This window comes from Pseudomonas oplopanacis, from assembly GCF_057128725.1.
Window position 1 is genome coordinate 251,274 of the sequence record NZ_JBSKHV010000002.1, and the last position, 14,430, is coordinate 265,703.

At 58.8% G+C, this 14,430-nt stretch carries 10 protein-coding genes and 2 tRNA genes; 5 read left to right on the forward strand and 7 right to left on the reverse strand.

Features of this window, described 5'->3' with window-relative positions:
• The first annotated feature begins 72 nt into the window (after nt 1–72).
• Nucleotides 73–1,974 (forward strand): potassium transporter Kup, encoded by a 1,902-nt coding sequence (locus tag ACWKV5_RS05485; protein WP_483840493.1) that lies wholly within the window; start codon nt 73–75, stop codon nt 1,972–1,974.
• 520 nt (nt 1,975–2,494) lie between these two features.
• On the opposite strand, the gene ACWKV5_RS05490 is transcribed toward ACWKV5_RS05485, so the two are convergent.
• On the reverse strand, nt 2,495–2,818 hold the full coding sequence (locus ACWKV5_RS05490; RefSeq protein ID WP_483840494.1) for a DUF3077 domain-containing protein: 324 nt from the start codon (nt 2,816–2,818) through the stop codon (nt 2,495–2,497).
• Nucleotides 2,819–3,313: 495 nt separating this feature from the next.
• Between ACWKV5_RS05490 and ACWKV5_RS05495 the strand changes: the two genes are divergently transcribed.
• Genes ACWKV5_RS05495 through ACWKV5_RS05505 form a run of 3 tightly spaced genes read left to right on the forward strand, consistent with a single transcriptional unit; the run spans nt 3,314 to nt 5,449 of the window.
• A complete protein-coding gene (locus ACWKV5_RS05495) occupies nt 3,314–4,081 on the forward strand; it encodes a MarR family transcriptional regulator (protein WP_483840495.1) in 768 nt (255 codons plus the stop codon).
• A gap of 1 nt (nt 4,082) precedes the next feature.
• A complete protein-coding gene (locus ACWKV5_RS05500; protein ID WP_077430780.1) occupies nt 4,083–4,781 on the forward strand; it encodes a hypothetical protein in 699 nt (232 codons plus the stop codon).
• On the forward strand, nt 4,778–5,449 hold the full coding sequence (locus ACWKV5_RS05505; protein ID WP_483840496.1) for a PP2C family protein-serine/threonine phosphatase: 672 nt from the start codon (nt 4,778–4,780) through the stop codon (nt 5,447–5,449). Before ACWKV5_RS05500 ends, ACWKV5_RS05505 begins: the two co-directional genes overlap by 4 nt.
• Nucleotides 5,450–5,532: 83 nt before the next feature.
• Here ACWKV5_RS05505 and ACWKV5_RS05510 read toward each other — a convergent pair whose 3' ends face one another.
• The 4 genes from ACWKV5_RS05510 to ACWKV5_RS05525 all read right to left on the reverse strand — a co-directional run bounded on the left by ACWKV5_RS05510 (nt 5,533) and on the right by ACWKV5_RS05525 (nt 10,136).
• Entirely contained in the window at nt 5,533–6,831 is a 1,299-nt protein-coding gene (locus ACWKV5_RS05510) for a virulence factor family protein (protein ID WP_483840497.1), read from the reverse strand.
• A complete protein-coding gene (gene mprF / locus ACWKV5_RS05515) occupies nt 6,831–9,473 on the reverse strand; it encodes a bifunctional lysylphosphatidylglycerol flippase/synthetase MprF (RefSeq protein WP_483840498.1) in 2,643 nt (880 codons plus the stop codon). The genes ACWKV5_RS05510 and mprF overlap by 1 nt, the downstream gene beginning before the upstream one ends.
• Before the next feature lie 277 nt (nt 9,474–9,750).
• Nucleotides 9,751–9,827, reverse strand: a tRNA-Met gene (locus ACWKV5_RS05520).
• A gap of 232 nt (nt 9,828–10,059) precedes the next feature.
• A tRNA-Met gene (locus ACWKV5_RS05525) sits at nt 10,060–10,136 on the reverse strand.
• A 300-nt stretch (nt 10,137–10,436) separates the two neighbouring features.
• On the opposite strand from ACWKV5_RS05525, the gene dinB reads away from it, so the two are divergent.
• Nucleotides 10,437–11,498 (forward strand): DNA polymerase IV, encoded by a 1,062-nt coding sequence (gene dinB, locus ACWKV5_RS05530; protein WP_027925673.1) that lies wholly within the window; start codon nt 10,437–10,439, stop codon nt 11,496–11,498.
• A gap of 137 nt (nt 11,499–11,635) precedes the next feature.
• On the opposite strand, the gene ACWKV5_RS05535 is transcribed toward dinB, so the two are convergent.
• Together ACWKV5_RS05535 and ACWKV5_RS05540 are read right to left on the reverse strand one after the other, a co-directional pair.
• Entirely contained in the window at nt 11,636–12,589 is a 954-nt protein-coding gene (locus ACWKV5_RS05535; protein WP_483840499.1) for a hypothetical protein, read from the reverse strand.
• A 17-nt stretch (nt 12,590–12,606) separates the two neighbouring features.
• The gene (locus tag ACWKV5_RS05540) at nt 12,607–14,322 is read right to left on the reverse strand and encodes a proline--tRNA ligase (protein WP_483840500.1); all 1,716 of its coding nucleotides are present in this window, start codon (nt 14,320–14,322) and stop codon (nt 12,607–12,609) included.
• Between the last annotated feature and the right edge of the window lie 108 nt (nt 14,323–14,430).

The window sequence follows — 14,430 nt, forward strand, 5'->3', positions numbered from 1 at the left end:
AACAGCGCATGCTGCGTGGCAAAGCATAGTGCTTCTTCCAAAGAAGTCCGTTCTGGGTAGTAGGAGTGGTGGATGGGTCAGGCAAGTAGTCAGGCAGCGGGCGCCGAGCATTCGGCGGCGAAGCCGATCGGCATGCTGGTCGCGGCGGTCGGGGTGGTTTACGGCGATATCGGCACAAGCCCGCTGTACACCCTCAAAGAAGTGTTTTCCGGTGGCTACGGCGTGCCGGTCAACCATGACGGCGTGTTGGGGATTCTGGCGCTGATCTTCTGGTCGCTGATCTGGGTCGTCTCGATCAAGTACATGATGTTTGTGCTGCGCGCCGACAACCAGGGCGAAGGCGGGATCATGGCCCTGACGGCGCTGGCCAGACGGGCGGCGTCGGGGTATCCAAAATTGCGGGGATTGCTGGTGGTCTGCGGACTGATCGGTGCGGCGCTGTTCTACGGCGACAGCATGATCACCCCGGCGATTTCCGTCCTCTCGGCCATTGAAGGTCTCGGTTTGGCGTTCGATGGCATCGACCATTGGGTCGTCCCGCTGTCGTTGGTCGTGCTAGTGGCGCTGTTCCTGATCCAGAGCCACGGTACGGCGCGAATCGGCATTCTGTTCGGGCCGATCATGGTCATCTGGTTTGTGGTGCTGGGGGCGCTGGGCGTCTACGGCATCCTGCAACACCCGGAAGTGTTGCAAGCGATGAACCCGATTTGGGGGGGGCGCTTCTTCATCGTGCATCCGGGCATGGGCGTGGCAATTCTAGGCGCGGTCGTGCTGGCGCTGACTGGCGCCGAAGCGCTGTACGCCGACATGGGCCACTTCGGTCGCAAGCCGATTGCCCGCGCCTGGTTCATTCTCGTGCTGCCGGCGCTGGTGCTGAACTACTTTGGCCAAGGTGCGCTGCTGCTGGGTGATCCGGAAGCCGCTCGTAACCCGTTCTACCTGTTGGCACCGAGCTGGGCGTTGATTCCGTTGGTGGGCTTGTCGACCCTGGCCACGGTGATTGCCTCGCAAGCGGTGATTTCCGGTGCGTTCTCCCTGACCCGTCAGGCGATCCAGCTCGGCTACATTCCACGCATGCACATCCGCCACACCTCCAGCGCTGAACAAGGCCAGATCTACATCGGGGCGGTGAACTGGGCGCTGATGGTCGGCGTGATCCTGTTGGTGCTGGGCTTCGAGTCCTCCGGCGCCCTGGCCTCGGCTTACGGCGTGGCGGTGACCGGCACGATGCTGATGACCACCATCCTGGTGTCGGCGGTGATGTTGCTGCTGTGGAAATGGCCACCGCTTCTCGCGGTGCCGGTGTTGATCGGCTTCCTGCTGGTGGACGGCCTGTACTTCGCCGCCAACGTGCCGAAAATCGTCCAGGGCGGGGCCTTCCCGGTGATCGCCGGTATCGCGCTGTTCGTGCTGATGACCACCTGGAAACGCGGCAAGCAATTGCTTGTCGAGCGTATGGACGAAGGTGGCTTGCCCCTGCCGATTTTCATCAGCAGTATCGCCGTGCAACCACCGCATCGCGTGCAAGGCACCGCCGTGTTCCTGACCGCACGCCCGGACGCCGTACCGCACGCGCTGTTGCACAACCTGCTGCATAACCAGGTGCTGCACGAGCAAGTGGTGCTGCTGACCGTGGTGTACGAAGACATCCCGCGCGTACCGCCGACCCGGCGCTTCGAAGTCGATTCCTACGGCGAAGGGTTCTTCCGGGTGATCCTGCATTTTGGCTTCGTCGACGAACCGGACGTGCCGCAAGCGCTGAAACTGTGTCACCTCGATGACCTGGACTTCAGCCCGATGCGCACCACCTACTTCCTCAGCCGCGAGACGGTGATTGCCTCCAAGCTGGAAGGCATGGCGCGCTGGCGCGAGGGGTTGTTTGCTTTCATGTTGAAGAACGCGAATGGCAATTTGCGCTTCTTCAATCTGCCGTTGAACCGGGTGATTGAACTGGGTACTCAGGTCGAGATGTAAGCCCCATCAAAAAGCCCCCGTTGCCGTGAAGGTAGCGGGGGCTCTTTTGTGTCTGGGTTTTTCTTATGTTTCTCGTCTGCTGGCTTTGATCTATGTTCCGTCGACGCAATATTTTGCGATCACATAGGCGTGCATGCGCACGATAGTGAGGGAGAGGTGAGTATGGAGGCAGAGATAAAGCAGAAAGTGCTCGATGAGCTTGAGGAGCTTCGGATTGAAGCTACTGCCCGGGAGCGACTGACTGGGTTTGATCAAGCCGAGGCGGTTAGTCACGATGAAATGCGGGCTCGGTACACGCAAAAAGACTGACGGCCATATTTTTTTGCACCTCAGCAAATTCCGTTGATGCAATGAAGATCCCTGTGGGAGCGAGCCTGCTCGCGAAAGCGGTCTGTCAGATACATCAATGGTAAATGTCAGTCTGCATTCGCGAGCAGGCTCGCTCCCACAGGGGAATTGCGGTGTCTGCTGGAATGAAAAAGCCGCGTGGTTACGCGGCTTTTTCGTTTCTGTGGATTTACTAGCTTTCAGGCAGCTCTTCTTCGGATTCGGTCTTTGTCCGGGCCGGCCTTGGGGTTAGCACCTTCAACACATCATCAATCACAGCCTTACCCATTGCCGTCAGGTAATGCGCGGCCCAGGCATGGCGGTCGGTGTCTTTAGCGTACGCGGCATCCTCGGCGAATGCTTTGCCGAGGAAGAGGAGGTCGGAGGCTTGGGCCAATGCTTCGACGATGGGGACGCCGGCGCGGACGTTGAATAGCGCTTGATCCGAGCAGTAGATGAGGGGGGTGAAGCCAATGGTTTTTAAATCTGAAATCGCGGACGGATCTGTTTTGCTCATTGTTTCGCTCCTTAAACGAGGAGCTGCCACATTCGTTACCACACGAATGGGTGGCAGCTGTACGCAGGGTGGTAAACCGGAAGAGCAAAGGAACCGGCAGACCCGAAGGTCTCCCACGCACAGCCGCCATAACACTGGATGACAGGCGAAAACGCATGAAATCGTGTTGGGAGCGCTGTTGCACTTTGCTTTGCCGGGTTACCACACCCGATCACTGCATCTGCAGCGACGTCCGGAGACTACCCCGTCGAAGAAAAGCGCAACAAGGCATCAAAGTGCCCAAACGTACGATTCGGAGTTTGCCTACAAGGTCTGCGGGCGTCATCCGATATTGCGACCCCTCAAAGTAAACGAAACTAAACGCGGTGAGGAATTTGACAAGTCGCGGGAGATTTCGCGTTGTTGCAAATATCGAAAGGTCTTGACGGCTCAATATTTCCAATGCGACAAGTGTCCACGTTTTATGGAATGTGGACACGTGGAGTTCCTGTCTTCATGAAGAGTCAAGACATTTTGCTTTTGTTCAAGATGGCCAGCCTGCACGCCCAGGAGGAAAACCTCATTGGGAAGATGGAGTCAGAGTCGAATTCGAACACGGTTGAGGAGTTGTTGAAGTCCCAGCAGATAAATCGAATGACGGCAGGCGCGCGCGCGGGGCAGCCGCTAGTCACCTATCCCGCTGACGGTGAAGAAACTTTATTCCACCGCCAAACGTTCGACTCATCCTTGGGTGATGAGGATGGCTGGGAAGGGTGGTCGGAGCCTGTGCCTTCTGCATCGCTGGCGAGTTGGAGTGAAGGCTACTCGTTGCGTGCGTTGTCTGCGTCTCTTGGGCTAAGCAAAAGCGAGGTTTCAAACGCTATAGCCAGGTGCCGTGAGTCCGGATTGCTCTCCAATGACTACGACACCGGGCTCCCGAAAGTTAATCGGCGAGAGCTGCTGAAAATTACCGAGCACGCTCTGAAATATTTTTTCCCCGTGAAGCCGGGCGCGATGGTTCGCGGGATTCCAACAGGCTTCGCTGCCCCCGCGCTATCCAAAAGCATCAAGAGCGCTGGCGGGTTGATTCCGGTTTGGCCTGATGCTCTCGGAACTGAGCGTGGCCAGGCGATAGAACCGCTCTACAAGACAGTTCCGGAAGCGGTGAAGCGGGACAGGATCCTTTATCACTATCTTGCGCTGGCTGATGCGATCCGTCTTGGTGGTCCGCGAGAGTGCGGTGTCGCGGTTAACATTTTAAAAGCAGGGATGGGCCTGAAATAACATGTCTTCAAACGCTGATCACAACTACGAGCTCATAGAATTTGTTGCAGACGGCTTGGGAGCGGCGTTTCTCACTGAGATTGCTTTTGTCGGCGGTTGCACCACTGCCATGCTGGTCACTGATACTGCCGTGCTCGACGACATTCGTTTCACCGATGATGTTGACTTGGTGATCGAGCTGGCAGGCATTAGCGCCTGGCAACACCTCATAGAGCGGTTGGCGGCGAAGGACTTCAAAATCACCGGTGAAGATGAAGTCAACTGTCGTTTCCGCTTCAACGACGTCGTCGTGGATGTGATGCCTTCTGACTCTGCTGTTCTCGGGTATGCCAACCGTTGGTTCGTAGAGGGGCTGGCGAGGGCCGATAAGTTTGCGTTACCCAGCGGTACCGTCATCCAGATATTTAAACCGACTTACTTTCTAGCGACGAAACTAGAGGCATTTAGCGGTCGGGGTGGGGGTGACCCTTACCACAAAGATGTCGAAGACATCCTCATCTTGATTGATGGTCGTACAGAGCTTTTGGAAGAGGTTCGCCAGGCTGAACCTGAGCTCAAGGAGTTCATCACGTCTGGAATTCGAGAACTCATGGGGCTCAGTGGTATCGACTACGTGATTGAAAGTTCGGGCTCAGTGCAGGCCAATCCGGATAGAGGTCGAATCATTTACATGCGCATGAAAAACCTGAGCAACGCATGAGATACATCACCAGATCGGTGACAGGACGGACCAGGCAAGCCAATCATGACGCCGCTGGCGCACTCTGCGACGGTGGCAGAGGGCTGTTCGTCATTACGGACGGTACGTCGAAGACCGGGAGTGGCCAACTGGCTGAATGCTTCGTAAAAGGTGATTTAGCGGCCTACCCGAAACACATGGATCAGAGGGGCGAAATCACCGAGCACGGAGCAGTTGGGCAGTTACTTGGTTCAGTGCTGGCGGAGCTTCACCCCATTTTGTTTGCGGATCACACAGGGACCACGTGTTACCTGATCGGTTTCGCTGCTCATGGGAAGCTCACGCTTGCGTATGAAGGTGACTGTTCGTGCGGAGTGGTGACATCGGCAGGCACAATCGAGTGGATTACGCCGCCTCACTGCAAGGCCAATTGGAGGCGCGACCGTTCGCACCTTGAGTTGGCGCAAGACCCTGCTCGAAACCGGGTAACCCGATGCCTGAAGGTTAGTCGTGCTCCGGACCCTGAGTTTGTTTTTCACCCATTGGCTGTGGGTGAGCGACTGGTGTTCGTAACCGATGGCTTCTGGGCAGAGTTAACGGAGTCGCAGCAAAGCAGCTTGTTGGCAGCACCGGATAGCGACTTTATCGCTGTTGAAGATGACGTAACGTGGATAGATGTCCAGCTTTAACCTGGAAGCGCTTCATGTCCGCACATGTAAAAAAGCCCCCGCAACCAAACAGCTGCGGGGGCTTTTTCGTGGCGACGCTCAGATCACTCCTGCGTCGTCGCCTCTTCCTTGGCCTGTCGCTTGACGATGATGTCCACCAGGCGCTGGGCCAGTGCCGGGTAGTTCTCGTCGAAGTGGTGGCCGCCAGGCAGTTTCATCGTTTCGCCCACGGCGGTCTTGTCGGTGCAGCCGCTTTCGTCGACTTCTTCTTCGCCGTAGATGCACACCACTTTTTCCGGTGGCAGCTTGGCCATTTCCGGGCCGGTGGCGGCTTCTTTGCCGGCGTTGCCGAGCCAGCCTTCGACTTCGATTTCGAAGCTGCCGGTGCGGGCGAAGGCCAACAGGATGATAGCGTCGACGCGTTGTTGTTCCGATTCGGCCAGGCGGTTGTAGATCGCCGGCAGTACGTCAGCGCCGAACGAGTAACCGGTCAGGATGAAGCGCTTGGTGCCCCATTTCTGCCGGTAGTGCTGCATCAGTTCGGCGAGGTCCAGGGCGCTTTGCTCCGGGCTCTTGTGCTGCCAGTAGTAGCGCAGGGTGTCGATGCCGACTACTGGATAGCCGATCTTGGCCATCTCGCCCGCTACGTCACGGTCGAGGTCACGCCAGCCGCCGTCGCCGGACAGGAACAGGGTGACGGTGTCCTTGGCCTGGCCGGCCGGTACTTCAACAACAGGGATCTGCAGGCCACCGGCGGCTTTGTCGCCACCGACGAGGATCTTGCGCAGTTCGTTGTTCAGCACTTGCGGCAGGTTGATGTCGTAGTCGCTGATGCTGGTTTCGGCGTTGGGTTGGTCGCGCACGAACCCTGCGCTGGCGTCGTCCGGGTTGTCGTTCCACGCCACTAGCCAGTGGCCGTGAGCGGCGCTTTTCGGCAGCAGGTGTGTGCAGCCGCCTTTTTCCAGGGCCAGGTCGACCGAGATGGCCTGGGCCTTGTCGCTCTTCTGTTCGGATAACCAGCGCCACGCCAGCACGGCGCCTGGGCCGATACCGCTGACCAGGGTCGCCGGGCCTTTGAGTTCTCTCAGGCCCGATTGCAATGCGCGGCTCTGTAGCAGGCAGTCTTTAGGCAGGATCACCTGAACAATCTGCGCCGAGGCGGAGCGGCTCAGGGTCATCAGTTGCTGGTCGCTGAGCTTCTGCTCTTCATTGACCGCTACCAGTACCTGGGCTTTCGGCGTTGTGCCGGGAATCACACGGGTCATCGCGGCGCCATCGGCGGGCGTCAACAGTTCGAGCGTCGGAGCCGGTGCCGGGCGTTTCAGGTACCAGTAACCGCCACCGAGAATCAGGGCCAGCACTACCAGTGTGGCCAGTACGTACCGCAAGGAGCGTTGAATCATCAGCGTTTCACCAATCCAGTCAAGCCGCCCGCAATCAGGGCAGCAGTATCGGCCAGGGCTACCAGCGGATCGAGTCCGGCGGGCACGGCCATATAACGGGGTTCCCAGTCAGGCTGGAACTTGTCTTTGAAGCGGCGCAAGCCTTGGAAGTTGTAGAGCTGCTCACCACGGCGGAAAACCATCGAGCCCAGGCGCTGGGTCAGCGGTGCGCCACGACGGGGTTGCAACCCCGACAACGGCACCATGCCCAGGCTGAAACGCGCGTATCCATGATTTTTATAATGTTGAATCAGGCCGACCATCATGAACTCCATGGTCAGTTTTGGCGCGTCCGGGTGCGCACGCATCAGGTCGAGGCTGGCCAGGTCATGGCCATAAGTCTCGAGCAAGTTGGCGAACGCGACCGGGCGACCTTCGAAGCGGATCACGGCAATGCGGAAGTGCTTGAGGTAATCATCGCTGAAACGCCCCAGCGAGAAGCCTTTCTCGCGCACGTTCTTGCCGGTCAGCCAGGCATCGGAAATCACCTTGAGCTCATCCATCGGCGCGTGGCCCGGCTCAAAGATCTCCAGCGACAAGCCATCGCGGGTGCCACGGTTCCAGGTGTAGCGCAGGTCTTTCATCTCTTTGCCCTTGGCTTCGAGATCAAAGCGATGCAGATCGACCCGGGCTTCTTCGCCGAGCTTGATCGCGGTCAGGCCGATGTCCATGTAGTACGGCAGGTTCTCGGCGCGCACCTGATAGAACACGGGACGGGCGTGGTGGACGTCGCAGAGGTCGCGGAACTGCCAGATCATTTCCGCCCGTTGCTGGGTCGGGCCGATCGGATCGTACAACGCCACCAGGCTGCGCCCACGGCGGGCGTACATCAGAAACGCCTCGTCGTTCGGGTGGAACAGCAGCGCCTTGTCACCGGTCAGGGCGAGGCCGCCATCCGGTTGGGCGGAACTCATGAGGATCTTTACCGCGCGGTCCAGTTCATCCGGGGTCGGCAAGTGAATGACCGGGCGGGCGGTGCGCAGCAGCCACGTCAGGGACACCACGACCAGCAGCACGGCGGCGCCCAGCAGCGAGCGCAAGCCACGCGGCGCATCGGCATCGAGCGTGAACTGCCACCAGAGTTGATGGCTGTACGGAACGTCCTGATACGCAAACAGCAGCAACCAGATCGAGGCACCCAGCACGCACAGGCTCGACACCAGATACAGCGGCGAGAAAGGCAGTTCGGTGAGGCGGCTCGGGCGATAGAACGAGCGACGGAAAACCCCCAGCAAGCTGGCGATGAGGGTCATCAGGCAGGCTTCTTCCCAGTCAAAACCCTTGAGCAGGGAGAGCAGGGCGCCGACCAGCAGCAAAATGGTGGTCAGCATCCAGGCGGCAGACAGGCGCCGACGCAAGCCTTGCGCGAGCAACAGGCAGAGGACGCCCACCAGGCTGGCGCCGAAGTGCGAGGCGTCGACCAGACGATGCGGGATCAGGAAGCCGATGTGTTCCAGACGGGTATCGATTTCCGGGGTCACGCCGGAAAACAACAGCACTACGCCGGACAGGAACACCAGCACCGCGAGAATCGGTGCGGCAAGACCGGACGCTGCGCGCAGGGACTGGCGCGACTGAAACAGACGCTGGCCTTCGTTGATCAGCAGGAAGATGCAGGCCACCAGCAAAGGCAGCACCACATAAATCAGTCGATACAGCAGCAGGGCGGCGGCCAGTGGCGCGGCGCCGAGTGAATCGGCAAAGGCAGCCAGCAGGATCGCTTCGAATACGCCGACCCCGCCCGGTACGTGGCTGAGCACGCCTGCGGCCAATGCCAGCAAGTACACCAGCAGGAAGGCGCCAAAGGGCGGAGCTTCTGGTAGCAACAGATAGAGCACGGTCGCGGCGGCAGCCACGTCCAGGGCGGTGATGATCAGTTGCAGGAAGGTCAGGCGGCGACCGGGCAGGCGCAGGGTGCGGCGGCCGACTTTGACCAGCAGGTTGTCCGGCGACGGTTGTTCCGGCAGGCGTCGGCGGTAGATGCCGATGGCCAGCACACTAAATAGCAGCAAGACCGCTGCGGCAATCGCGCCGAGCAATGTCTCGGACAGACCCAGGGCGGTAGAGGCAGCCGGCAGGTCACTGAGGGTCGCCAGCGCCGCCAGCGGTGGCAGGGCGCAGCCGAGCGAGAGGCTGGCAAACAGCGTCATGTGGGCAACTTCTGAAGCCCCCAGACCATGACGTGCATATAAACGGTAGCGAACCGAGCCGCCCGAGAGCATCGAAAGACCGATGGCGTTGCCGATGGCAAAGGCTGTGAAGCCGCCGAGTGCGAGGATTCGCGGCGCCAGCGTCACCCCCGCATAGCGGCTGGCCGACCATTCGTAGCCCAACAGAATGATGAAACCGACGATAGTCGCACCCAGCGCGCCCAGCAGTGCCGGTTTCGGGACTTCCAGGATTGAGTCATGCAAAGCGTAAAGGTCGAGTTCGCTCAGCAGATGACGACAGGCAATCAGCGCGATCGCGAACAACAGCAGCGTGACCGCCAGGCCAATGGGCTGACGGTATTTGCTGACCAGATCGAGCAGGTGCAAACGCCCGGCCTTGATCGGTTGTGTCGCTGTGACGGTGTCTTGTGGATCAGACGAGTTGGCGCGCATCAATCACCTCTTGGATTGTGCGCGACAGGATGGAGGTATCGAGCCAAGTTACCAATCCCTGTAGAAAAAAATAATCACGAATATTAACGCCTCTCACCGGTTTGCGGCGATGGCCTGTCATGAGTCGTAGAGGGGCTGCCCGAGTTGCAGCATAGTCTGAACTCAGCAGTTTGATGATCCCTGACGCTTCACGACACTGTGACAGATCATTGTTGCGAAAGGACTTTTTCTGCAGATACAAAAAAGGCCACTCTTTCGAGTAGCCTTTTTTGATGTTTGGTTGCGGGAGCCGGATTTGAACCGACGACCTTCGGGTTATGAGCCCGACGAGCTACCAGACTGCTCCATCCCGCGTCTGTGTGGCGGCATTCTACAGGCGAACGGCGGGGTGTCAACCGTTAATCCCGATATAGGTCAAATAAGCGTAAATGAGCGGCGAACGGTTGCAGGGGAGAGCTAAGTTTCGGAATCAGAACGATTTCTCATTTCGGACCGCGATCATCTGAAAGCCCCGTTTCTTCGAACGCACCTACAAAACAGGCGCGCACAAAAAAGGCCACTCTTTCGAGTAGCCTTTTTTGATGTTTGGTTGCGGGAGCCGGATTTGAACCGACGACCTTCGGGTTATGAGCCCGACGAGCTACCAGACTGCTCCATCCCGCGTCTGTGTGTCGGCATTCTACAGAGGATCGCCGGGGTGTCAACCGTCAATTATGGAAAAACCTGTTCCTGTTCAACCGCTTAGCTTGAAAATTGGGTCTGGAGAACGGCTGGAAGGCACGCCCGGCAAGGCTTGCAGCTCTATTGGCGGCTTCCAGTCGATTGATAAAATAAATGCACTGCGTCCTTTCCTACGTGTGAAAAAGAACATTCATACCACTGGTGCTATATACAGGTGTCAGTGAGATACTGCTCATCCGACACGCCAACACGCCCTTTCTTCGTCATGAACTGCGCCTTTATATGACTCAGCGAAAAATCATCCACGTCGATTGTGACTGCTTTTACGCCGCCATCGAGATGCGTGACGACCCGCGCCTGGCCGGTAAACCGTTGGCAGTGGGTGGTTCGGCGGATCGGCGGGGCGTGATTGCGACTTGTAACTATGAGGCGCGGGCCTATGGCGTGCGTTCAGCCATGTCTTCCGGGCATGCGTTGAAGCTGTGCCCGGACCTGACCATCGTCAAGCCGCGCATGGATGCCTATAGAGAAGCGTCGAAGGAAATTCACACGATCTTTCGCGATTACACCGACATGATCGAACCGCTGTCCCTCGATGAGGCCTATCTCGATGTGTCGGACAGCGCGCATTTCGGTGGCAGCGCGACGCGTATCGCCCAGGACATCCGTCGGCGGGTGTCCAATCAATTGCATATCACCGTGTCGGCCGGTGTGGCGCCGAACAAGTTTCTGGCCAAGATCGCCAGTGACTGGAAAAAACCCAACGGGTTGTTTGTCATCACGCCGGATCAAGTGGAAGACTTTGTCAGCGGCTTGCCCGTCAGCAAGCTCCACGGCGTGGGTAAAGTCACGGCCGATAAGCTGGGCAGGCTTGGCATCGTCGATTGCTCGCATTTACGCGAGTGGGACAAATTGGCATTGGTCCGCGAATTCGGCAGTTTTGGCGAACGACTCTGGAGTCTGGCCCGTGGGATAGATGACCGTTTGGTCCACAACGACAGTCGGCGGCAGTCGATCAGTGTTGAAAACACCTACGACGTAGACTTGCCGGACCTCGTGAGCTGCCTGGATAAATTGCCCGAACTGCTGGAAACCCTGGCAGGTCGCATGGCACGAATCGATAGCAGCTATCGGCCGGGCAAGCCGTTCGTCAAAGTGAAGTTCCATGACTTTACCCAGACCACGCTGGAGCAGGCCGGGGCAGGGCGGGATTTGGGGAGTTATCAGCTGTTGCTGACCCAGGCGTTCAATCGCGGCGGGAAACCGGTGCGGTTGTTGGGGGTTGGGGTGCGGCTTGAGGATTTGCGGGGTGGGTTTGAGCAGATGGAGTTGTTTGAGCGGTAGTGGCAGGGTTTTGATGTCTTGGTGAATGTCAGGCCGCCTTCGCGAGCAGGCTCGCTCACACATTGGATTTGTGAGCGCCACAGGCCCCATGTGGGTGCGAGCCGGCTCCGGGCGGCGTTCCGACGAAGCTTTTGGCTTTAGTTCGGTCCCGGATCAGCTACCAAACGCCCGGCATCCTTGGTCAACGACTTGAGGAATTCAGTCTGCAATTCAGGATCATTGCGTGTCAGTTCGATCAGGCTTTGTTCCAGTTCGCTGGCTTCTTCTTCAAGACCCAGATCCGACAGGCGCTTGACCCGGTGTACCCACTGGCTCACTTCGTCGTCTTCAAGGTCGTCATAAATCAGCCCGTGCGCTTCAAGCAACTTGCCACGCAACGAGCTGCTGACCGCCAGGGACGAGTCGGTATGCACATCGTCCTGGCCATCTTCGACGCTGATCAGCAGGCGACTCAGATGATTGATGTCATGTTCGGCGAACGGGCTGTCCAGCAGGTTGATACGCAAGACACCGTTTTTGTCGGTGCTCAGCTCGAACGTTTCCTTGCCGGCCTTGACCACCACCGGACGCTCGCTCCAGGGCAGGCTCGAGTATTCGGTGCGTTTGTCTCGCTGAACTTCGTCGATGCCCGCCAGGTTTTGTTGCGCGCGACCGTGGGACTGCACGTTCATGAACGGGTTGAGCCCGGCGAAACCGTAGCTCAGCCAATCCTTGGTCACGCTGTCCGGCAGGTTGCCGAGGGCAAACACGTTGACCACGTTCGCGCCGACACCGGCCACGACGGCGACTGCGCCCAGCGGGACCTCATAGACCTCCCGCCAGGGTTGGTAAGGCGTGTAGCGATCGTAGTGGCGCGTGACTTCGAATTCGGTGACTTCGAAGGTCTTCTGCTCGTGGATTTTCACCCGACGTTGCGGCAGATCAAGCACCTTGGGCTCGCCGACATCAATCTGCAGGCTGTGATCGAGCAATTTGCGCTCGACACGTTCCTCGTGCTCGCTGCGTTGCGACATGTGATTGGCGCAGCCGCTGACCAACAGGGTGCCGCACAGGGCGGCACCACCGAGGCCTAAGGTGTTTCGCTTGAACATGACTTCTCTATCTGGTGTCAGCGGCGGATACGGGCCTGGAGGAAAGACAGCACGTCAGCGACCGGCAGCGCTTGCGCTTCAGGTTCGGTGCGGCTCTTGTATTCCAGATTGCCTTCGGCGAGGCCGCGGTCACTGACCACGATCCGGTGAGGAATGCCGATCAGCTCCATGTCCGCGAACTTGATGCCCGGGCTGGTTTTTTTGTCGCGGTCGTCCAGCAGGACTTCGAAGCCGGCAGCCGTCAGTTCTGCGTAGAGCTTGTCAGTGGCTTCGCGAACCTGTTCGGTTTCGTAGCGCAATGGCACCAGGGCAACCTGGAACGGCGCAAGCGTGTCGCTCCAGATGATGCCGTTGGCGTCGTTGTTCTGCTCGATGGCCGCTGCGACCACGCGGGAAACGCCGATGCCGTAGCAACCCATTTCCAGGGTAACCGGCTTGCCGTTCTCGCCCAGCACTTCGCACTTCATCGCTTTGCTGTACTTGTTGCCCAGCTGGAAGATGTGCCCGACTTCGATGCCGCGTTTGATTTCCAGGGTGCCCTTGCCATCCGGGCTTGGGTCGCCGGCAACCACGTTGCGCAGGTCGGCAACGGTCGGAACCGGCAGATCACGCTCCCAGTTCACGCCGAAGTAGTGCTTGTCGTCGATGTTGGCACCGATGCCGAAGTCGCTCATCAGCTCGACGGAACGGTCGATGATGATTGGCAGTGGCAGGTTCAGCGGGCCGAGCGAACCGGCGCCGGCGCCAATGGCGTCGCGTAGATCAGCGTCGGTCGCCATGACCAGCGGGCTGGCAACGCCTGGTTGCTGGGCAGCCTTGATCTCGTTGAGCTCGTGGTCGCCGCGGATAACCAGGGCGATCAGCTTGCCTTCTTCTTCGGCGCGCACAATCAGGGTCTTGATGGTTTTTTCAATCGGCAGATTGAATTTTTCCACCAGCGCGGCAATGGTCTTGGTGTCTGGCGTATCGACCAGACGCAGCTCTTCGGCCGGTGCTGGGCGCGACGTTTCGCGCGGCACGGCTTCGGCTTTCTCGATGTTCGCTGCGTAGTCGGAACCATTGCTGAAGACGATGTCGTCTTCGCCGGATTCGGCCAGTACGTGGAACTCGTGGGAGCCGGCACCGCCGATGGAGCCGTTGTCGGCTTCTACAGGGCGGAATTTCAGGCCCAGACGGGTGAACACGTTGCAGTACGCCTGGTGCATGCGGTCGTAAGTGACTTGCAGCGAAGGCTGGTCCGCGTGGAACGAGTAGGCGTCCTTCATGATGAATTCACGGCCGCGCATCAAGCCGAAGCGTGGGCGGATTTCATCGCGGAATTTGGTCTGGATCTGGTACAGGTTGATGGGCAGCTGTTTGTAGCTGCTCAACTCGTTGCGCATCAGATCGGTGATGACTTCTTCGTGGGTCGGGCCGGCGCAGAAATCGCGACCGTGACGATCCTTGAAGCGCAGCAATTCAGGGCCGTATTCTTCCCAGCGACCGGATTCCTGCCACAGCTCAGCCGGTTGTGTGCTCGGCATCAACACTTCGAGAGAACCCGCGGCGTTCATTTCTTCACGAACGACGGCTTCGACCTTGCGCATGACTCGCAAGCCCATCGGCAGCCAGGTATAGAGGCCCGAGGCGAGTTTGCGGATCATGCCGGCGCGCAGCATCAGCTGATGGCTGATCACGACCGCGTCGGAAGGCGTTTCTTTCTGTGTGGCGAGCAAAAATTGACTGGTGCGCATGGTTGGCCGTTGTCGGTTGCTGATGACGAGAAATGACGGAGCATTGTACGGGCGAGATCCGCTGGCGTACAGGCGTGCGGTCGGTGGTGTGGCACGAGGGCGGGATTC